The organism is Streptomyces sp. NPDC051364 (assembly GCF_040682115.1).
Classification (GTDB): Bacteria; Actinomycetota; Actinomycetes; order Streptomycetales; family Streptomycetaceae; genus Streptomyces.
On record NZ_JBFBAH010000001.1, the window covers coordinates 643,032 to 661,063 of the forward strand.

Sequence of the window (18,032 nt, forward strand, 5' to 3'; positions counted from 1 at the left end):
AAGGGATTTGAACAGTGATCGTTGCGATGGACGGACCCGACGGCGCGGGCAAGAGCACACAGGTCAAGCGGCTGCAGAGCTGGGCCGAGAGCCAGGGCCTGTCGTTCCGCGTCGTGGGCAAGTGGCAGGTCTTCGAGGAGGCGGAGGTACCGCAGGCCCGCTTCCTGCGCGGCACCACCCTCGACGAACTGCGGGTCTGCATCGCCGAGATGCCGAACCCGGCCCGGATGCTCTTCCTCGGCTGGCTCAACACCCTGGCCGCGGAACGCGCCCGCGCCGCCGAGGCGGATCTCGTCGTCCTCGACGGCTACTGGGTCAAGCACGCCGCCACCGAACTGCTGGCGGGCTGCCCCCAGGCGCTCGTGGACGCGATCGTCGACGCCATGGCCCCGGTGGACACCGTGGTCTTCTTCGACGTCACGCCCGAGGAGGCGCTGCGCCGCAAGAAGGGCGACATCACCCCGTACGAGTGCGGCCGGGACCCGCAGTGCCGGCCGGAGAGCTTCCTGTCGCACCAGACGGCCACCCGGGAGGTCATGCTCGACTGGGCGGACCGGCGCGGCTGGGACGTCGTACGGGCGAACACCGCCGAGGCCGCGGCGCAGCAGCTGCGCAAGCTGCTCGCGCCCAAGCTGGGAGTCGAGGTCAACCCCCGTCCCGCGGCCGCCGACGCCCCGGCCGGACACTGATGCTCCGCGACGGGCAGGGACTGCGGCGCGGCCTGGCGGCCGCGCTGTTCGTCCGCTACCTCGGGGCGGGCAGCTGGGCACCCCTCCAAGTCCTGTTCTTCGTCCGGTCCGTGGGCCTGTCCACCGGCAACGTCGTCATGGGGCTGACGGCGGCCGGGCTGGCGGGCCTGGTCGCCGGGCCCGTCGTCGGCCGGCTCGCCGACCGGTTCGGGCCACGCGAGGTGGGCATCGCCGGACTGGTCGCCCAGGCGGGCGCCGCCGGCGCGCTGCTGCTGGTGGAGGGCATGCCCGGGTTCCTCGTGGTGATCACCCTGATCGCCCTGGGGCGCGGCGCCTTCCCCGCGATCAGCGGGGCGCTGATCGCGTACGTCGGCGGCGAGGACCGGGTCGCGTACCGGGCCCGGATCTACTCCCTGCAGAACCTCGCCATGGTTTCCGGCTCGCTGCTCGGCGGGCTGGCGCTGCAGGCCGACACCCGGACCGCCTATGTGATCGCGATCTGCGCCGACGTCGTCTCGTACCTCGTCGCCGCGCTGCTGGTGGCCCGGCTGCCGCACCTGCCGCCGGTGCCCAAGGAGCCGGGGGGCGGCCGGCGCTACGCCCTGGCCGACCGCCCGTTCCTCGCGGTCAGCGTGCTCGCGGGGACCCTCGTCATGTTCGACGTCTTCATGACCGTGCTGATGCCGGTGTGGATCGCCGAGTACACGGACGCGCCGCGCTGGACGGTGTCGCTGGTCTTCGCACTCAGCTGCGCGCTCGTGGTCCTGCTCCAGACCAAGGTCGCCAAGGGGGTCGAGACCCCGCGCGACGGGGCACTGGCCATGCGGCGCAGCGGTCCGGTCATCGCGCTGGCCATGGGGCTGGTCTTCGCCGCCGCGCACGTCCCGATGTACGCGGCGATGGCGCTGATCCTGATCGGCACGGCGGCGCTGACCTTCGGGGAGATGCTGTTCACGGCAGGGGAGTACGCGCTGTCGTTCGGGCTGGCTCCCGAGCACGCCCAGGGCGAGTACCAGGGCGTGTTCTCCGTCGGGGTCGGCATCGGCGGGGCCGTGGCGCCGGCCGTGCTGAACGCGCTGTGCCTGAGCGCGGGCCCGCTGGGGTGGGTCGCGCTCGTCGCCATCATGGTCACGGCCGGGGCGGCGGTGCCGCCGGTGGCGGCGATCGCCGAACGCGGCCGGGCCCTGCAGGAGAAGGACCGTGAGCCCAGACCGGCCGGGTGAGCGTCGCGGCCGGCCTGGGCCCGTCTTCGGGTGGGTGCGGCCTTGGGGGTGTCTTGCCGGTCAGGCCGGGCTCGCGGCGTCCGGCACGCACGCTCGCCGCGCTCTCGTCACTCGCCGGCACTCCGCGTCGACTCCCTCCTCGGCCCTGCGATCGCACGCACCGGACGCCGCTCCCTGATCCGGCCCGATCGACAGGACACCCCCTACCGGCCGCGCGCGTCCACCAGCTGTGCCACCCGCGACTCGATCCCCGGGTCGTGGGAGGCGAACTCCGTGCGCCGGGCCTTCTCCTCGGCGCGTACGCGGTCCAGGACCGGCCCGGTCCACGGGGCGTCGAGGACGATGGCCCACAGGGGCCGGAGGCGGGCGGCCCGGGACACCTTGGCCTGGAAGGCGTCGCAGCTCAGGTCCACGGAGCGGTAGCCGTGGGCCGCCGCGTACTGCACGGCCTCGTAGTAGGTGAGGTTGAAGTAGAGCTTGGCCTCGCGGGCGACGGAGTCGTCCAGTCCGTGCGAGCGGGCGTACATGGTGTCGCCCCAGAAGAAGTACTGGGTGAAGCCCACCATCCGGTCGCCCTGGTAGGCCGCCAGGATCCGGCAGTTGTCGTCGAACAGCGTGGCCTGCTGGGCGAACCGCTCCGACTCGCTCGCGTCGGTGACGGGATGGCCGTAGCGGATCAGGACCTGCGCGGAGAGCGGGCCGAGCAGCTGGTGGCACTCGGAGAGGCGCTTGACCTCGGTACGGCAGCCGGCGTCCGTGTAGCGGCGCATCTCCCGGCGGATGGAGGTGAACTGGTGCGAGGTGAACCGCCTGCGGTACCCCTCCAGGCCGTCGGGGTCGACGGGCAGGACCGCGGTCGCGTCCATCATCACCACCTGGTCGCGGGGGCCGAGCAGCGGCAGCAGCCGCTCCACCGACTCGTCGGTGAGGTAGAGCAGGGCGCCCTGCCCGCCGTCGGCGGCGCCCAGGGCGCGGAAGCGGTCCAGTACGGTGCGCACGCCCGCCGTGGCGAGCGGCTCGGCGGTGCCCGGGGCGACGATCACCTCGCTGGTGTAGCCGAGGCGGGTGCCGCCGAGGAGCAGCGGGCGCTCGGGCGTGGCCGGCTCGGCGGCGCCGGGGAACAGGACGGCGGGATCGTAGAAGTGCGGGACCTTCCCGGTGAAGCGGTGGGTGGGCAGGCCTGCGACGTACGAGCCGCCGGAGGAGGCGACCAGATGGCGGGAGCCTGAGTCGTGCAGCTCCTCGCCGTAGAGCAGCCAGCGGTGGCTCGAGTAGAGGGCGGCGTCACCGGCGAGTGCGTTCCACTCGTCGACGTCCGCGTCGCGTATCGAGGCGAGCTCGACGAGCTCCGGGCCCTGCGGGTCCTGCGTACCGTCGGCCACGCCGTCCGTCCCTGCCGTCACGCTGTGCGTCCTTCCCGATCGTGATCGAATGCATCGAATGCGCTGGTCGTGCAGGCCAGCTTCACCCGGGCGCCCGGTCGAGGATGCGAAAGTCGGCCATTCCTTCGTCGATGCGCAGATAGGCGAGCCGGGCGGCGGTCGCGCCGCGGCAGGCGTACATGCCGGCGGCGGCGGCGGTGAGTTCCCCGGGGTCGGCCTGCGGGTCGGCCTCCAGGTGGTCCGACACGGTCGTCTGGACGAGGTCGGAGTCGGCGTCCACGGCCATGCGCTCGGTCAGCGTGACCGTGAGGCCGTAGCCGTTCTCCGCGGCCCAGGCGCGCAGCTCGCCGTCGATGACGAGCTCCTGGCCGGCCTGGAGGAGGAGCCCGGTCAGATGGGCCGTTCCGCCCGCGCCCAGGTGCCGGGGCAGTCCGGCGAGGACCCGGCGGCCGATGCTGAACCCGTCCTCGCCGCCTTCGTGGGCGGCCTCCTCGCCCCGGGCGGAGAGGGTCGGCAGGAAGGGGATGTTGGCGATGACGTGGTCGTACGGCTGCACCCCGGCCGGGAGCGGGTCGTACAGGTCGCCGACGAGGACCTCGAACCGGTCGCCCATCCCGTTGATCTCCGCGTTGAGCCGGGCCACTTCGGCCGTCTCGGGCAGCAGCTCCACCAGCGTGGCCCCGGCCCCCCGCTGCGCGGCCACCAGCCCCTGGAAGCCCGGCCCGGAGCACAGGTCGAGGACGCGGTCCCCTGCCCGGCAGCCCGTTCGCCGGGCCAGGGCGACGGAGTCCCGGCCGAAGTAGTGGCGTACGGGGAACGGGCTCGGCGGCTCCGCGAAGAGCCACACCCCGGCGGAGCGGAACAGGCTGACGTCGACCAGCCGGACCCCGTCCCCGCGCTGGACGGCGACACCGCTCCTGACCAGGGCGGGCAGGGCCTCGGCGAGGGCGGGCGGCAGCCGGTCGGCCGCCATGGGCTCCCCGAGCAGCAGGAATCCGGCGAGGGCGCGCAGTTCCCCGTCGAGTCCGCGGGTGGCGGCGGCCCACTGGAGGCGGTCCACCGAGTCGCCGGGGAAATCGGCCAGGAACTCGGCGAGTCCGGACCGTTCGAGCGCGGTGACGAACCGCGTCACAGGACGGCCCCGGCCGTGCCCTCGGCGTGTTCCGGGAGCCCGATCCAGGTGCGGAGCATCAGCCGGCCGCCGTCGACCGGCTGCTCCTCGTCGAACGCGGTCCGGCCGTGCACGATCGACCGGTTGTCGATGAAGATCATCTCGCCGGGCGCCAGCCGCCCGTGCGTCTGCAGATCCCGCCGGTCCAGCAGCGAGTCCAGCAGGTCCAGCGCCTTGACCTGCTCGGGCGTCAACGGCGGTACGTGCGGGTGCCGGTGCCCGATCTCGATGTAGTCCCGCAGGTAGTACATGCGCTCCCGGCCGCCCCTGAACTCCAGGACGGGACGCTCGGTCGTCAGCGGCACCCCCGGGGTGTCGTCCCGGGTGTCGAAGTGGACGGGCAGCCGCAGCGCCGCGAGCTCCTCGGGGTGGGCCCGCAGGATCTCCAGCAGATCGCTCACGTGCACCGTGACCAGCGCTCCGCCGCTGGAGGCCTGCCGGAAGCAGAACAGCGTGAAAATGTCCGGAAGCCGCCCCGGCCGGTGCGCCGCGTCCGTGTGCAGACTGCCGCCCTGCCGGCTGTCCGAGTAGCGGCCCGTCGCACCCTCGCCGAGCCGCACCCCCCGGTCCCGTACGTCCCGCAGCAGGGCTCCCGCACCGTCCTGCGGCAGCAGGTCCCCGGCCAGCCGGGAGACCGCCACCGTGAACCGGCGCGCCTGCTCCTCGGTGAGGTGGTCCAGGCCGCCGAGCACGAAGTACCCCGGCCGGGCGTCGAGGTGGCGCCGTACGTACTGCCGGATGCTCTGCCCGAACTCCCGGTACCAGTCCGTACGGACGTCGTCCTCCCCGCTCTCGGCGACGGCCGTCGCCAGCGCGCGGTCGACGGGGTGGCGGACGGTCGAGAACGGATCGTTGCTGTTCATTCAGACTCCCAAGGCCTGGCTGCCGAGACGCTCCGGGACCAGTCCCGAACCGCGCAGCCACACGGCTATCTCTTCCGCGCAGTGCGCGACCCCCGAAACCCCGCTGCCCCCGACGGCCCGGAGCACCGCCCCGGCGGCCGCGCCGCGGCTGTCACTGCAGGCCAGGACCTGGGTGACGATGTTGTCGAGCACGACCGGCCTGCGCACGTCGAGGGCGCAGTTGTACGTCACCCCCGGCTCCGGGGCCAGCTCCAGGGCGGTGATCAGGCCGGGCGCCCCGCCCGCCGCCGGCTCGATGAACAGGCGGGCCTCCAGACAGTGCGTGTCCCGGTCGACGCGGATGCGGCCGGGGGCGGGCTGCGCGCCCTGCGCCAGCTCCATCTGGAGGGCCACCACGTCCAGGCCGGTCTGCGCCTCGCACATCCGGTAGGCCAGCGGCAGCCGGCCGTTGACCTCCAGGAAGTAGTGGCCCCGGGCGCCGACGATGAACTCGACCGTCGCCACGCCCCGCAGCCCCATCCCGGTGACGAGCCGGGCCGTGTCCCTGCGCATCCGCTCCAGCAGCTCCGGCGCCACACCCTGGACCGGTGAGGCCTCCAGCAGCTTCATGCTGCCGTCGACCAGCAGGCTCTCCCGCTCGCCGAGCGGGTGCACGGCGGCGGCGTCGTCGACGGCGACGGTGACCCCGACCACCCGCCCCTGCTCCACGTACCGCTCGGCGTACCAGCCGGTGCCCTCGGCGCCGGCCGGGCCCGCGTGCCCGCCCGAGTCCTCGCCCTCGTCCCCGGCGATCAGGGCGAGTGCCTGCTCCGCCTCGGCCTCCGTCTGCACGATGCGCACGCCGAGGCCGCCGCAGCCGGTGACCGGCTTGAGGATGACGGGCAGCCCGATCTCCTTGACCAGCCCGGCTATCTGCCGGTGTCCCGTCGCGTGCGGCAGTACGGGCAGGCCGAGCCGGTCGGCGGTGGCGACTGCGTGGTCCTTGTCGCGGGCCGCCTCGAGCACCTCGGCCGTCGGCCCTATGAAGGCGATCCCGGCCGCAGCGAGCTGCCGGGGCAGCTCCGGATCCTCGGCAAGAGCCCCGTAGCCCGGGTAGACCGCGTCGGCGCCGCAGCGCCGGGCCGCCTCGACGATCCGGCTCACGTGGTCGTACGTCTCCGCGAGCCCGGTGCCTTCGAGGTACTCGCACCCGTCCGCGGCGAGCGTGTGGAGCCGCTGGGGGTCCGACAGGGCGACGACGGCGATCGGTGACCATCCCAGCGTGCGGAAGGTGTCGACGGCCCGGGCCGCGATCGCACCACGGTTGGCGATCAGGACTCTCTTCATGGCCTCTCTCAGCCTTCTCTCAGTGGTCGGGATGCGGCCGGCCGAGCGCCCGGTAGTGCGTGACCAGCCGCCGCTGATCGTCGAGTACGTGGAACGCCAGCGCCGGGGCCAGCTCGTAGTCCACGGCGGGCCGGCCCTCGAAGGGCAGCGGGACGGTCGAGGCCACCCCGGGCGCCACCAGCAGCGGAAGGCCCGCGAACGTCGTGGCCGCGGCGACGTGCGCATGACCGCACAGCAGGGCCACGACCTGCGGGTGCCGTTCCAGCACCGCCGCGAGGCGCTCCTCGCCGAACTGCCGGACCCGGTCCACGTACGGGGTGTGCAGGTCGACCGGCGGGTGGTGGAAGCAGACGAAGACGGGCAGTTCGCCGCCCTCGGCGGTCAGCGTCTCGTCGAGCCACCGCAGGGTGAGGTCGCTGAGCAGGCCCTCGTCGCTGCCCGGGATCGTCGAGTCGCACAGGACGAAGACGGCTCCGGGCGTGCGGACGACCTGGTTCAGCTCCTCGTCCTCCGGCTTGCCGTCGAGCAGGCCGGTACGGAACGCACCGCGCTTGTCGTGGTTGCCGGGCAGCACCAGCACCGGGTAGGGCAGGTCGAACAGCTTGCGGGCCTGCGCGTACTCGTCCGCCGTCCCGTGGTCGGCGATGTCCCCGGAGACCAGGACGGCGTCCAGGGGGCCGGGGAGGTCGCGCAGGTAGTTCATGACCGTCAGCGCGCGCTCCGTGGCGCGCTCCGAGAGGTCCAGGTGCAGATCGCTGACATGGGCGATGACGGTGGTCACGGCAGGTCGTCCTTCCGGGATGCGGTCGCCGCGGCCTGGAAGCGGGCCCTGACCTCGGCGTTGGTGTGCGCCGACGTTACCCGCGGAGGGGTGGCCCCACCCCTGCCGATGTGCAGGGCCACCAGGTGCGGGCCGGGCAGCCCCTCGATCTCGGCCAGATGCGCGGTGACTTCCTTGGCCGTGCGGCAGACCCGTCCCGTGCGGTATCCGGCCGCGAGCGCCAACTCGTCCCAGCGCATGGCCACATCGCGGGTGCGCTGGCCGCCGGTGGAGTCGTACGCGCCGTTGTCGAGCACGAAGTGGGTCAGGTTCGCGGGGCGCCGTTCGCCGACGAGCGCGAGCCCGCCGAGGTGCATCACCGCCGCGCCGTCGCCGTCGATGACCACGACCTGCTGGTCGGGGCGGTTCAGGGCCGTGCCCAGGCCGAGCCCGATGGCGTGCCCCATGGAGCCCTGCATGTAGAAGTTCCGCGGGTTGTCGACGATCCCGAACAGCTCCCGGCTGATCATGCCGGTGGTGCTGTAGACCAGCGCGCCGCCCAGGTGCCCGGCGATCGCGGACACCGCTTCCCGCCGGTCCATCTGCGCGTCCGAGGCGGCCGCCGGCACCGGGTGGGCGTCGACGGTCTTCGCCGGTACGAGGACGACGAAGGACCGGTTCTCGCGGCGGGCCTCCTCCGCGCGGTCGAGGAGCCCGCCCAGGCTCTCCTCGGCCGGGTCGAGGATGCCGTGGGCGACCCCGACGGACTCCAGAACGCCGATGGTCCCGGCGCCCATGGCCGCGTGGTGCGGCTCGTCGTCCTCGGCGTTCGGCCAGCCCCGCAGGCTGACGAAGAGCAGCAGCGGGATCTCGTACGCCATGGTGAGCGAGGTGAGCGGGTCGAGGAGGTTGCCGAGCCCCGAGTTCTGGGCCAGCACCACGGCCTTGGTCCCGCCCAGCTCGGCGCCGGCGGCCATGGACAGGGCGATGCCCTCGTTGGGCGCCGGTACGTAGCTGCCGCGCTGCTCCAGCAGAGCGAACGGGCCCTTGAGGAAGGAGCACGGCACCCCGCTGAAGAACCCGTACCCGCGGCGGTCCAGCTCCGCGCAGAAGAACTCGGCGCTGATCATGCGCTCCACTCCTCCCACCGGTTGACCTGCGTGAGACCGAACAGCTCCTTCATCGGGGCGATGGTGTCCTCGACCCCGCCGGTCCCGCCCTGCAGCCGGATCTCCCCGAGGACGTCGCGCATGGCGGAGACCGAGGCGCGCAGCGCGTGGTTCGCGTAGATCACCATCGAGACGCCCGCAGCTTGCGCCTCGGCGAGGTCCCAGTGCGGATAGGTGGTCGGTACGACGACCACGGGCGTGCGGGCCTGCCAGGCCTGGAGGAACTCCAGGATCTCGGCCGGCGTGGACTCCTTGGAGTGGATCAGGATGGCGTCGGCTCCCGCGTCCGCGTACAGGTGGGCGCGGCGCAGTGCCTCCTCGAGCCCGGCCCCGGCGATGAGCGCCTCGACCCGGGCGACGACGGTGAAGTCCCCGGTGGTCCGGGCCCGTACGGCGGCCTGGATCCGGCCGGCGAACTCGCCCGCGTCCTCGAGGTTCTGGCCGCCGCCGAGGAAGCTGTTCCGCTTGGGGAACACCTTGTCCTCGAGGCAGATGCCGCCGATGTCCGCCGCCTCGAACTGGCGGACCGTACGGACGACGTTGATGTTGCCGCCGAAGCCGGTGTCGCAGTCCGCCAGCAGCGGCAGCGAGGTCGCCTGGTTCACGTGCGAGGAGGCTTCGAGCAGCTCGGACATGGTCAGCAGGCCCAGGTCGGGCAGGGCCCGGGACGCGGAGATCTCGAAGCTCGACGCCCACAGGCCGTCGAAGCCCGCCTCCTCGACGAGCAGGGCCGTCAGCGCGTCCCTGGATCCGACGATCCGCGCTATCTCTTTCCGCTCCAGCAACTCGCGCAGTCGCGCCGCCTTCGACACTATTCCCCGGCCCTCTGCGCGAAGCGGCCGTGGTTGGTGCCGGCCACGTCCTCCCCGGGCAACTCGAAGACGCAGTGCCAGTGGAAGGAGCCGGGCTTGGCGTGCTCGGCGTCGGTGGCGCTGAGCAGCCGGAATCCCGCGTGCAGGCGCAGCAGGTCGGCGGCGTCCACGTACATGTGCGGGTGCACCTTGTCGTCGGTGGCCTCGGGCTGGCGGAAGGTGTTGGGGCTGACCTCGTTGCCGCGCCCGTACTCGCCGTTGCGCTTGGAGAGCATCGTGGACTGGTAGACGCCGCCCGGGCGCAGCACGCGCCGGACCTCGTCGAGCACCTTCGCGAGGCCGGCCTCGTCGTTGTGGTAGACCACGTTGAAGGCGAGGACGTAGTCGAAACTGTCGTCCGCGTACGGAAGTTCGCCGAAGTCGCCGACGTCGAGGCCGACCTGCACCCCGCGCTTGAGGCTCTCGTCCCGGGCCGCCAGGACGGCCGCCTCGCTGGCGTCGGTGCCGGAGCTGGTGAACCCCGCCTCCGCGAACCAGAGGGCGTGCCGGCCGACGCCGCAGCCGAGGTCCAGTACGTCCACGGCGCCGAGCTTCTGCAGCCGGGCGGCCTCGTCCACGACCCACGGGTGCGGCCGCGACCAGTCGCCTGTGCGCCCGCTGTCGGTGCGCCAGACCTCGTCCCAGTAGAGATGGGCTGTCATCGGGGTGACCTCACTCGTGATTACTTCCGTACATCCACATCCGGATGCCGATTTCCAATGGGGGGACCGAACGGCGCGGTGCCGGCACCGCGCTTTCAGGCGCTGTCGACGGTCTCCAGCAGGCCCGCCTCGAGCGATCCGTCCAGCAGCGGACGCATCGCGTCGAGCTCGCAGCCGGCGGCGGCGAGCGCCTCCGACAGCGGCCGGCGCCCGTCGAAACCACGCAGCAGCCGCAGCCAGTCCGCGTGGGTCAGGTGGTCGATGACGAACCGGATCCCGCCGTCGACCAGGACGTACGAGGTGTTCGCCTGCTGCACGTCGTCGAGTACGAGCACGCCCTCGGCGAGGCGGAACACCGAGGTGTCCTCGATCGGTACCTGCGGGAACAGCTCCTGGACCTCGGGGCCCTCGAAGTCCGTGACGCGCAGCTCGTACGGGGCGGGCCCGGACGGGGCCCGGCTGCCCGGGACGTCCACGGCCATCAGGTCGAGGATGCCCAGGTTGACCACGCGCAGCAGCAGTTCGACGTGCCCGGAGCTCTGGTCCCGCTCCAGCCTGCGCAGGGCGCGGTGGATGTTCGCGCCGTCGAGGTACTGGGCGGCACGCGGCGAGGACAGGGCCTGCTCCACGAGCTCGTCGCCGTTCTGGGCGAGCATCCGGGTGAAGCTGCGGTGCGTGTGGCGCACGCCCTCGCCCTCGTAGAAGGCGAGCTTGGGCCGGCTGATCACCTCGGCGGGCAGGATGTCCCGTACGGCCTCGCGGATGACCTGCTTGTCCCAGAACAGCCGCTTGCGGTAGGCGCGCGGCACGGTCGCCAGCAGCTCGATGATCCGGTGGTCCAGGAAGGGCACGCGGGCCTCGACGCCGTTGCCGGAGGCGGTGCGGTCCTCGACCCAGAAGTTGTACTGCTGCATGTCCCGGAACTTCCAGGCCAGGTAGGAGCCGTACGGGTCGTCCACCGCGCCGGGGGCGTACGCGCCGACGGCGTCGTCGCTGAGCAGCGGCAGGTCGGTGCCCTCCCACCAGACGGAGACGGAGGACTGCGAGCCGAGGGCCTTGCGGCGGGCCATCGTCCGCAGGTTGCCCTCGAAGTCCTCCCAGTCGCCGCCGCCGGAGAGGGCGACGCTGTAGCCGCCGCTGAACTCGTCGGCGCCGGAGCCGAGCAGGATCGCCTTGAGCTCGGGCCGCTCGGCGCGGGCGAAGCGATACATCTCGCTCTTGTAGAACTGCTCCGGGCCGCACTGCGGCGTCTCCATCAGCCACAGCAGGCGCCGCCACTCGTCGGGCGAGGGCACCCGGTCGGCCCCGAAGGCCACCTGGTGGTTGGGCAGTCCGAGCAGGTCGGCGGTGGCGCGGGCGTACTGCGCGTCCTTGTTGACGACGGTGGCGCCGGTCAGCGCGGAGAAGGTGTGCAGCCCCGTATGCGCCGACAGTGCGGTGATGGCCGCGGAGTCGAGGCCGCCGCTGAGGAAGACGCCGATCTCGGCGTCGGCGATCAGGCACTCCCGTACGGAGGAGGCGAGCAGGTCGCCCATGCTCTGCACGAAGAAGCTCTCGGGGAGCGCGTCGGCCTCGGCCGGCGTGGGCAGCTCCCAGTACCGGTGCACGCGCGTCGCGCCGTCACGCAGACTGATGTTGACGATCGCCCCTGAGGGAACATGGTCCACGTCCTTGAACCAGGTCACGGGCTCGTCGTCGCTCATCACGGGCGCGGCGCTGAGCCCCTGGTCGGCGAGGGCGCGCGCCCAGTCGAGCTCGCGCGGGCAGTCGGGGTGCGCGAAGAGCGCCTTGACCTCGGACCCGAAGAGCACGGTGTCGCGGTTGCGGTGGACGAACAGCGGCTTGATGCCGAGCCGGTCGCGGGCGAGCAGCAGCCGCTGCTCACGCAGGTCGATGACGGCGATCCCGAACATCCCCCGCACATCATCAAGAAAGGCAAGCCCCTTCTCGAGATAGAGATGAAGCAGCACCTCACAGTCGGACTCGCTCCGGAAGCGAACCCGCCCCTCGAACCCCTTCCGCAACTCCCGGTAGTTGTAGATCTCGCCGTTCGCCGCGAGGATGACGTTCCCGTCCTCGCTGATGAACGGCTGCCGCCCGCCCTCGGGGTCGATCAGCGCGAGCCGCGTGAAGGACATGCACGCCTGCCCGGTGTGGTGGAACTGCATGTCGTCCGGCCCGCGCGGCCGCAGCGCATGGGCCATGTCGCGGAGAATCGCGTCGGCCGACCCCGCGAGGGCGCTTCCGTCGGTGTGAGCGAATCCTGCAATTCCGCACATATGGCTTCCGATTCCCCTGTGACGTGGTGACTGGAGCGGACATGCCACGCCCCCCGGTCCGGGAGGCGTGGCATGTGGGTCGCTACTAGCGGACAGCGGCGACGATGGTGCCCTGGTCGACCTTCTTGGCCTCCGGCTTGATGTAAACCTTCATTTCTTTCACCTCCGCTCGGCGTCAGTGGTCATTTGCTGTTGAAGAGCATCCACCGCCCCGGTGTTGCCCCGGTGGCGCGAGGGTGGCGCCCAGGCGTCCCGGCCCGCGCCCCGGCTCCGTACGTACGCGCGGGGTGCCGTGGCACGGGCACAGATCGGCGAAGTGAGCCGGACGGCGGCAGTGGACCACCGCCGGCGGCTGTTCAATCCGCGGGCCGCCGGAGCCACGCCGTGACGGACGCCGGTGCGGCGGCGAGATCCGCGCGGGTCCGCATGTCGCGGTGCTCCGATGGCCTGCCGAGGTCGCGGCGGATCCTCGCCATCCGGAGATCCGGCACGTGCGTGGTGAACCAGGCGGCGAGGATCACGGGGAAGCCGGTCACGAAGTGATCGTCCTGTGCGAGCCACACGCGCGGCGGCATGGGCGGATCGTGCCGGGCCTGACCAAGATCGTCTCCCGAGTCCCTCCCAGCCGATCCCCGGAAATGCAGGAAGGGCCTGATCCGCGATGCGGATCAGGCCCTTGACCTGGTCTTACTCTGTCGGGGTGGCGGGATTTGAACCCACGACCTCTTCGTCCCGAACGAAGCGCGCTGCCAAGCTGCGCTACACCCCGATCGCCGCCTGGCGGTGTTGCTGTCCTGGCGACATCGATTACTTTAGCGGACCCTTGGCCGGAGACGAAATCCGGTTTTAGCGAGGGGTGCGGCGGGGGCCGTCCGCCGTGACCCGGGCCGGGCCCGGCGCGGGGAAGGGGCCCAGGTCACGGATCGCCGCGAGCACGGTGATGCGAGGGGGCCGGGCCGGCTCCCGGGCCCCCGCTCGGCCGGGAGCGGAAGAGGCGTCCGCGGGGTCGGGCGCGGCGGGGAGGCCGGGGCGGCGGCTACGCCTTTGGGGTCAGGGTCAGGAGGGTGGCTTCCGGGGGGCAGGCGAAGCGGACCGGCGTGTAGCGGTTCGTGCCGCAGCCCGCCGAGACGTGGAGGTAGGCGCGCTTGCCGTCCGCCTCGTACGTGGAGAGCCCCTTCACCCGCTTCGTGTCCAGGTCGCAGTTGGTGACGAGCGCCCCGTAGAAGGGGATGCACAGCTGACCGCCGTGCGTGTGCCCCGCCAGGATCAGCGGGTACCGGTCCGCGGTGAAGGACTCGAGGACGCGCAGGTACGGGGCGTGCACGACGGCCATCGAGAAGTCGGCGTCCGCCTCCGGACCGCCCGCCACCCGCTCGTAGCGGTCGCGCTTGATGTGCGGGTCGTCCAGCCCGGTGAAGGCCAGTTCCAGGTCGGGCAGTTTCAGGCGCCCGCGCGTGTTGGTGAGATTCACCCAGCCCGCCGCGTCGAAGGCGTCCCGCATCTCCTCCCACGGGTTGTGCACGGCGCCGACGACCGGCTTGTTGCCGTTCAGCCCGTGCCGCCCCTGGACCTTCTCGATCAGGTAGCGCCCGGGGTTGCGCAGCCGCGGCCCGTAGTAGTCGTTCGACCCGAAGACGTACACGCCGGGGAAGGACATCAGCGGGCCCAGGGCGTCCAGTACCTCCGGGACGCCCTTGGTGTCGGAGAGGTTGTCGCCCGTGTTCACGACGAAGTCCGGGCGCAGGCCGGCCAGCGAATGGAGCCAGGCGCGCTTCTTGTGCTGCCCGCCGACCATGTGGATGTCGGAGACCTGGAGTACGCGCAGCGGGCGCATCCCGGCGGGGAGGACCGGCACGGTGATCCGGCGCAGCCGGAACGACCGCGCCTCGAAACCGGCGGCATAGGCCACACCGGCGGCCCCGACCGCCGCGATCGAAGCGGTGACCTTCAGGGGTACTCCGTAACGCGCACGCATGGCCCCATGGTCGCAGACCCGGAAAACCGGCGGGCGCCACTGCCCCTCCACCTGGCAGACTCAGGTCATGACCACGCTCAAGGCCAAGCTCCAGGAAGACCTCACCACCGCCATCAGGGCGCGCGACGAGCTGCACTCGTCCACGCTGCGCCTGACCCTCGCCGCCATCACCAAGGAGGAGGTCGCGGGCAAGGAGGCGCGCGTGCTCTCCGACGACGAGGTCCTCAAGGTGATCGCCAAGGAGGCGAAGAAGCGTCGCGAGGCCGCGGACGCCTTTGCGCAGGGCGGTCGTCCCGAGCAGGCCGCGCGCGAGACGGCGGAGGGCGAGTTCCTCGACACCTACCTGCCCAAGCAGCTCAGCGACGAGGAGCTCGGCGCGATCGTGGCGCAGGCCGTCGAGGAGGCCAAGGCCGCGGGCGCCGAGGGGCCGCGGGCCATGGGTGCCGTCATGAAGATCGTGAACCCGAAGGTGGCCGGGCTGGCGGAGGGCGGCCGCGTCGCCGCCGCCGTCAAGAAGCACCTCGCGTAGACAGATAGATAGATAAATAAACAGAGGGAGGGCCCGCTCGCGCATTGTGCGAGCGGGCCCTCCCTCTTGTTCGTGCCGCCTACGGGCCCTCCGGGCCGCCGATGAAGCCCGGTTCCAGGCTGATGTCCGGGAACGGGTTCGTCGGGGTGTTGCCGCCCGTCGCGCCACCCGTGGCACCGGCTGCCGTCTGGCCGCCGGGGCGGCCGCCCGGCTTGCCGTCGCCGCCCGGCTTGCCGGGCTTCCCCGGCTTGTTCGGGTTCTGGTTCGGGTTCGGGGTGGGACGGCCGCCACCGGCCGGCATCCCGCTCTCCGGGATGGTCACCGTGGTGAAGTTCGGCGCCTCCCGGCCTTCCAGCGCGCCCGAGACCGCCTGCTTCCAGATCGGGCCGGGCAGCCCGCCGCCGTAGACCTTGTCGTAGTACTGGCCGCCGATGGTGATGTTCTCCATCGACACCTGCTTCGAGCCGCCCGAGCCGACCCACGTCGCGCCCGCCATGTTCGGCGTGTACCCGACGAACCAGGCGTTGTAGCGGCTGTCGGTGGTGCCGGTCTTGCCCGCGTTCTGCCGGTCGGTCAGACCCGCGGCGGTACCCGTACCGGAGTCGATCACGCCGAGCAGGAGCGTGTTGACGGTGTCGGCGGTCTTCTCCGCCATCACGCGGTCGCACTGGGACTTCGGCACGGCCAGTGCCTTGCCGTGCGCGTCGGTGATGGACTCCAGAGCGATGGGGGTGCAGTACACACCGCGGTTGGCGAAGGTCGCGTACGCGTTCGCCATGGTCAGCGGGGACATGCCCTCGGTGCCGAGCGCGATCGCCGGGACCTCGGGGAGCTTCGTGCCGTCGGCCGGGATCACACCGAGCTTGGTGGTCATCTCGGTCACGGGGCAGAGCCCGAGCGCGTTGTCGGAGATCATCTCCACGAAGTACGTGTTGACCGACTTGGCCATCGCGTCCTGCATGCCGTACGGGCCGCGCTCGGACTCCGACTCGTTCTCCACCCGGTCGTGCGAGGTGTTGACCCAGGGCTTGTCGCCGCAGGTCTGCACCGGGCTCGGGTACTCCATGTCGTGCGGGGACGGGTACGTCTTGCCCGCCGACACCCCCCGCTCCAGGGCCGCGGCCGCGACGAACGGCTTGAAGGTCGAGCCGGTCGGGAAGCCGAAGTTCGATCCGCCCATCCGCTTGTCCACGGAGAAGTTGATCTGCGTCTCGTTCTTGCCGAAGCCGTACGGCTTGGACTGGCCCATGGCGAGGACCCGCCCGGTGCCCGGCTGCACCAGGGTGACGGCCGTGGCGACCTTGTCGTCCTGGTTGACGTGGTCCTTGATCGACTCGTTGACGGACTCCTGCGACTGCGGGTCCAGCGTCGTACGCACGGTCAGGCCGCCCTGGTTCCAGAGCTTGGCCCGCTCCTCGCGGGTCTTGCCGAACACCGGGTCGGTCAGGAACGTGTTGCGCACGTAGTCGCAGTAGAAGCCCGCGCCCTTGACCGCGGTGATGCAGCCGTTCTTCGGCCGCGTCACCTTCAGCGTCACCGGCTTCTTCTTCGCCTCGTCCGCCTCGGTCTGCGAGACGTCCTTCATGTCGGCCATCCGCTGGAGGACGACGTTCCGGCGCTTCGTCGCCTCCTGCGCGTCGTTCACCGGGTCGAACCGGCTCGGCGACTGCACGACGCCCGCCAGCAGCGCCGACTCGTCCAGGGTCAGGTCCTTGGCCGGTTTGCTGAAGTAGCGCTGAGCGGCGGATTCGATTCCGTATGCCTGCTGGCCGAAGTAAGTGATGTTGAGGTAGTTCTCGAGGATCTTCTTCTTCCCGAGTTCCTCCTCGACCTGGATCGAGTACTTCAGCTCGCGGATCTTGCGGCCCAGGCTCTTCTCCTGGGCCTCGCGCACCTTGGTCTCGTCGTCGCCGGCCTCTTCGACGAACACGTTCTTCACGTACTGCTGCGTGAGCGTGGAGGCGCCCTGTGCGGCTCCGCCCTCCTGCGCGTTGCGGTTGACCGCGCGCAGGATGCCCTTCGCGTCGATCGCGCCGTGCTCGTAGAAACGCGAGTCCTCGATCGCGACGATCGCCTTCTGCATGTACGGGGAGACGGCCGTGAGAGGTACCACCTGCCGGTCCCGTGAATAGACCGTGGCGATCAAGCCACCCTCGGCGTCCAGAATCGTCGTGCGCTGACTCAGCGGCGGTGTCTTGAGATTGGCCGGGATCTCGTCGAATCCCTCGACCGTGCCCTTGGCGGCGAGCCCCAGGGCGCCTGCGCCCGGGATCGCGATGCCGGCCAGCACAACTCCGGAGAGAACGGACACCCCGAGGAACTTGGCGGCCTGCTGCGGCCCCGTGAGCCCGGCGCCCGAGCGCTTCTTTCCCATGGAGGGCAGCCTACGTTCTCATTCGCCGGACACGCGCGAATGCCTTGGCCTAAGCTGTCCCCAACTGTCACAGCAGTACGGTGCGACATCAACCCTTCGGCTTGATTTTCACCCTTCCCGAATGGGGTGGACATATGTCCGAATCTCGCCCCTCACTCTGACGGTCGCTCGTCCATGGTCCGCCGATTCCACCCGAATTGCCGGAATGGTCGGGCATGTCGCCGGATCACTCCGTCGGGTGATCTGCCGCTTACCCATAGTCCGTTCGGACCATTCAAGATTGGGCCCGTCGGGGGTGTTGCACTGTCCCCGCCTTCCGTAACGTCCTCAACTGGCAGCGGTGAATATGCCGCTACCGCCGTGGGGGAGCCTCGATTCGGGAGAGGACGGCGCCGGGATGGGCTGGGTTACCGACTGGAGTGCGCAGGCAGCCTGCCGCACTACCGATCCGGATGAACTGTTCGTTCAAGGAGCGGCACAGAACAGGGCCAAGGCGGTGTGCACCGGATGTCCGGTGCGGACCGAGTGCCTGGCCGACGCGCTCGACAATCGTGTCGAGTTCGGAGTATGGGGCGGAATGACCGAGCGGGAGCGTCGCGCATTGCTGCGCCGGCGTCCCACCGTCACCTCGTGGCGACGGCTGCTCGAAACCGCCCGCACTGAGTACGAGCGCAGTACAGGCATCCTCACCGTGGATGTCGATGCGGAGATCGACGTTCCGTACGAGACGTACGCGGCAGCCGGGTAGACCCACCCGCGCGGTCCCGCGTCCGACTGCC

The 18,032-nt window shown here is 71.3% G+C and carries 16 protein-coding genes and 1 tRNA gene; 4 read left to right on the top strand and 13 right to left on the bottom strand.

What is annotated here, in order from left to right:
- The first annotated feature begins 26 nt into the window (after window positions 1–26).
- Together AB0M76_RS03115 and AB0M76_RS03120 are read left to right on the top strand one after the other, a co-directional pair.
- Window positions 27–689 (top strand): thymidylate kinase, encoded by a 663-nt coding sequence (locus AB0M76_RS03115; RefSeq protein ID WP_365951235.1) that lies wholly within the window; start codon window positions 27–29, stop codon window positions 687–689.
- Window positions 689–1,912 carry an MFS transporter gene (locus AB0M76_RS03120; RefSeq protein WP_365951237.1) on the top strand — a complete coding sequence of 408 codons (1,224 nt, stop codon included), beginning with the start codon at window positions 689–691 and terminating at the stop codon, window positions 1,910–1,912. The genes AB0M76_RS03115 and AB0M76_RS03120 overlap by 1 nt, the downstream gene beginning before the upstream one ends.
- 203 nt (window positions 1,913–2,115) lie before the next feature.
- On the opposite strand, the gene AB0M76_RS03125 is transcribed toward AB0M76_RS03120, so the two are convergent.
- The 12 genes from AB0M76_RS03125 to AB0M76_RS03180 all read right to left on the bottom strand — a co-directional run bounded on the left by AB0M76_RS03125 (window position 2,116) and on the right by AB0M76_RS03180 (window position 14,350).
- A complete protein-coding gene (locus tag AB0M76_RS03125) occupies window positions 2,116–3,315 on the bottom strand; it encodes a GNAT family N-acetyltransferase (protein WP_365951238.1) in 1,200 nt (399 codons plus the stop codon).
- Window positions 3,316–3,376: 61 nt separating this feature from the next.
- Complete coding sequence (locus AB0M76_RS03130; RefSeq protein ID WP_365951239.1) at window positions 3,377–4,426, bottom strand: hypothetical protein; 1,050 nt, start codon at window positions 4,424–4,426, stop codon at window positions 3,377–3,379.
- Window positions 4,423–5,328: a TauD/TfdA family dioxygenase gene (locus AB0M76_RS03135; RefSeq protein WP_365951241.1), complete on the bottom strand. Its 906-nt coding sequence runs from the start codon at window positions 5,326–5,328 to the stop codon at window positions 4,423–4,425. The genes AB0M76_RS03130 and AB0M76_RS03135 overlap by 4 nt, the downstream gene beginning before the upstream one ends.
- Complete coding sequence (locus AB0M76_RS03140) at window positions 5,329–6,654, bottom strand: biotin carboxylase N-terminal domain-containing protein (protein WP_365951242.1); 1,326 nt, start codon at window positions 6,652–6,654, stop codon at window positions 5,329–5,331.
- 19 nt (window positions 6,655–6,673) lie between these two features.
- Entirely contained in the window at window positions 6,674–7,435 is a 762-nt protein-coding gene (locus AB0M76_RS03145) for a metallophosphoesterase (RefSeq protein ID WP_365951243.1), read from the bottom strand.
- Window positions 7,432–8,544 (bottom strand): phosphonopyruvate decarboxylase, encoded by a 1,113-nt coding sequence (gene aepY / locus AB0M76_RS03150; RefSeq protein WP_365951244.1) that lies wholly within the window; start codon window positions 8,542–8,544, stop codon window positions 7,432–7,434. The genes AB0M76_RS03145 and aepY overlap by 4 nt, the downstream gene beginning before the upstream one ends.
- The gene (locus tag AB0M76_RS03155) at window positions 8,541–9,395 is read right to left on the bottom strand and encodes an isocitrate lyase/phosphoenolpyruvate mutase family protein (RefSeq protein ID WP_365951245.1); all 855 of its coding nucleotides are present in this window, start codon (window positions 9,393–9,395) and stop codon (window positions 8,541–8,543) included. Before AB0M76_RS03155 ends, aepY begins: the two co-directional genes overlap by 4 nt.
- Window positions 9,395–10,096: a class I SAM-dependent methyltransferase gene (locus AB0M76_RS03160; RefSeq protein ID WP_365951246.1), complete on the bottom strand. Its 702-nt coding sequence runs from the start codon at window positions 10,094–10,096 to the stop codon at window positions 9,395–9,397. Before AB0M76_RS03160 ends, AB0M76_RS03155 begins: the two co-directional genes overlap by 1 nt.
- A gap of 95 nt (window positions 10,097–10,191) precedes the next feature.
- The gene (gene asnB / locus AB0M76_RS03165) at window positions 10,192–12,375 is read right to left on the bottom strand and encodes an asparagine synthase (glutamine-hydrolyzing) (RefSeq protein WP_365951247.1); all 2,184 of its coding nucleotides are present in this window, start codon (window positions 12,373–12,375) and stop codon (window positions 10,192–10,194) included.
- Between the two features lie 356 nt (window positions 12,376–12,731).
- Window positions 12,732–12,950, bottom strand: a complete 219-nt coding sequence (locus AB0M76_RS03170) for a hypothetical protein (RefSeq protein WP_365951248.1) — start codon at window positions 12,948–12,950, stop codon at window positions 12,732–12,734.
- Window positions 12,951–13,070: 120 nt separating this feature from the next.
- Window positions 13,071–13,144: transfer RNA gene (locus AB0M76_RS03175), tRNA-Pro, on the bottom strand.
- 267 nt (window positions 13,145–13,411) lie between these two features.
- The gene (locus tag AB0M76_RS03180; protein WP_365951249.1) at window positions 13,412–14,350 is read right to left on the bottom strand and encodes a metallophosphoesterase; all 939 of its coding nucleotides are present in this window, start codon (window positions 14,348–14,350) and stop codon (window positions 13,412–13,414) included.
- 67 nt (window positions 14,351–14,417) lie between these two features.
- On the opposite strand from AB0M76_RS03180, the gene AB0M76_RS03185 reads away from it, so the two are divergent.
- The gene (locus AB0M76_RS03185; RefSeq protein WP_030299274.1) at window positions 14,418–14,879 is read left to right on the top strand and encodes a GatB/YqeY domain-containing protein; all 462 of its coding nucleotides are present in this window, start codon (window positions 14,418–14,420) and stop codon (window positions 14,877–14,879) included.
- A 79-nt stretch (window positions 14,880–14,958) separates the two neighbouring features.
- On the opposite strand, the gene AB0M76_RS03190 is transcribed toward AB0M76_RS03185, so the two are convergent.
- A complete protein-coding gene (locus AB0M76_RS03190) occupies window positions 14,959–17,253 on the bottom strand; it encodes a transglycosylase domain-containing protein (RefSeq protein WP_365951250.1) in 2,295 nt (764 codons plus the stop codon).
- Between the two features lie 397 nt (window positions 17,254–17,650).
- Here AB0M76_RS03190 and AB0M76_RS03195 point away from each other — a divergent pair, with 397 nt between their 5' ends.
- A complete protein-coding gene (locus AB0M76_RS03195; protein WP_030299276.1) occupies window positions 17,651–18,001 on the top strand; it encodes a WhiB family transcriptional regulator in 351 nt (116 codons plus the stop codon).
- The last annotated feature ends 31 nt before the right edge of the window (window positions 18,002–18,032 follow it).

Excerpts from the sequence above, each read along its gene's own strand:
- AB0M76_RS03115 (WP_365951235.1), top strand. The coding sequence starts at position 27 with ATGGACGGACCCGACGGCGCGGGCAAGAGCACACAGGTCAAGCGGCTG.
- AB0M76_RS03120 (WP_365951237.1), top strand. The coding sequence starts at position 689 with ATGCTCCGCGACGGGCAGGGACTGCGGCGCGGCCTGGCGGCCGCGCTG.
- AB0M76_RS03135 (WP_365951241.1), bottom strand. The coding sequence starts at position 5,328 with ATGAACAGCAACGATCCGTTCTCGACCGTCCGCCACCCCGTCGACCGC.
- AB0M76_RS03140 (WP_365951242.1), bottom strand. The coding sequence starts at position 6,654 with ATGAAGAGAGTCCTGATCGCCAACCGTGGTGCGATCGCGGCCCGGGCC.
- aepY (WP_365951244.1), bottom strand. The coding sequence starts at position 8,544 with ATGATCAGCGCCGAGTTCTTCTGCGCGGAGCTGGACCGCCGCGGGTAC.
- AB0M76_RS03160 (WP_365951246.1), bottom strand. The coding sequence starts at position 10,096 with ATGACAGCCCATCTCTACTGGGACGAGGTCTGGCGCACCGACAGCGGG.
- asnB (WP_365951247.1), bottom strand. The coding sequence starts at position 12,375 with ATGTGCGGAATTGCAGGATTCGCTCACACCGACGGAAGCGCCCTCGCG.
- AB0M76_RS03170 (WP_365951248.1), bottom strand. The coding sequence starts at position 12,950 with ATGCCGCCGCGCGTGTGGCTCGCACAGGACGATCACTTCGTGACCGGC.
- AB0M76_RS03180 (WP_365951249.1), bottom strand. The coding sequence starts at position 14,350 with ATGCGTGCGCGTTACGGAGTACCCCTGAAGGTCACCGCTTCGATCGCG.
- AB0M76_RS03185 (WP_030299274.1), top strand. The coding sequence starts at position 14,418 with ATGACCACGCTCAAGGCCAAGCTCCAGGAAGACCTCACCACCGCCATC.
- AB0M76_RS03190 (WP_365951250.1), bottom strand. The coding sequence starts at position 17,253 with ATGGGAAAGAAGCGCTCGGGCGCCGGGCTCACGGGGCCGCAGCAGGCC.
- AB0M76_RS03195 (WP_030299276.1), top strand. The coding sequence starts at position 17,651 with ATGGGCTGGGTTACCGACTGGAGTGCGCAGGCAGCCTGCCGCACTACC.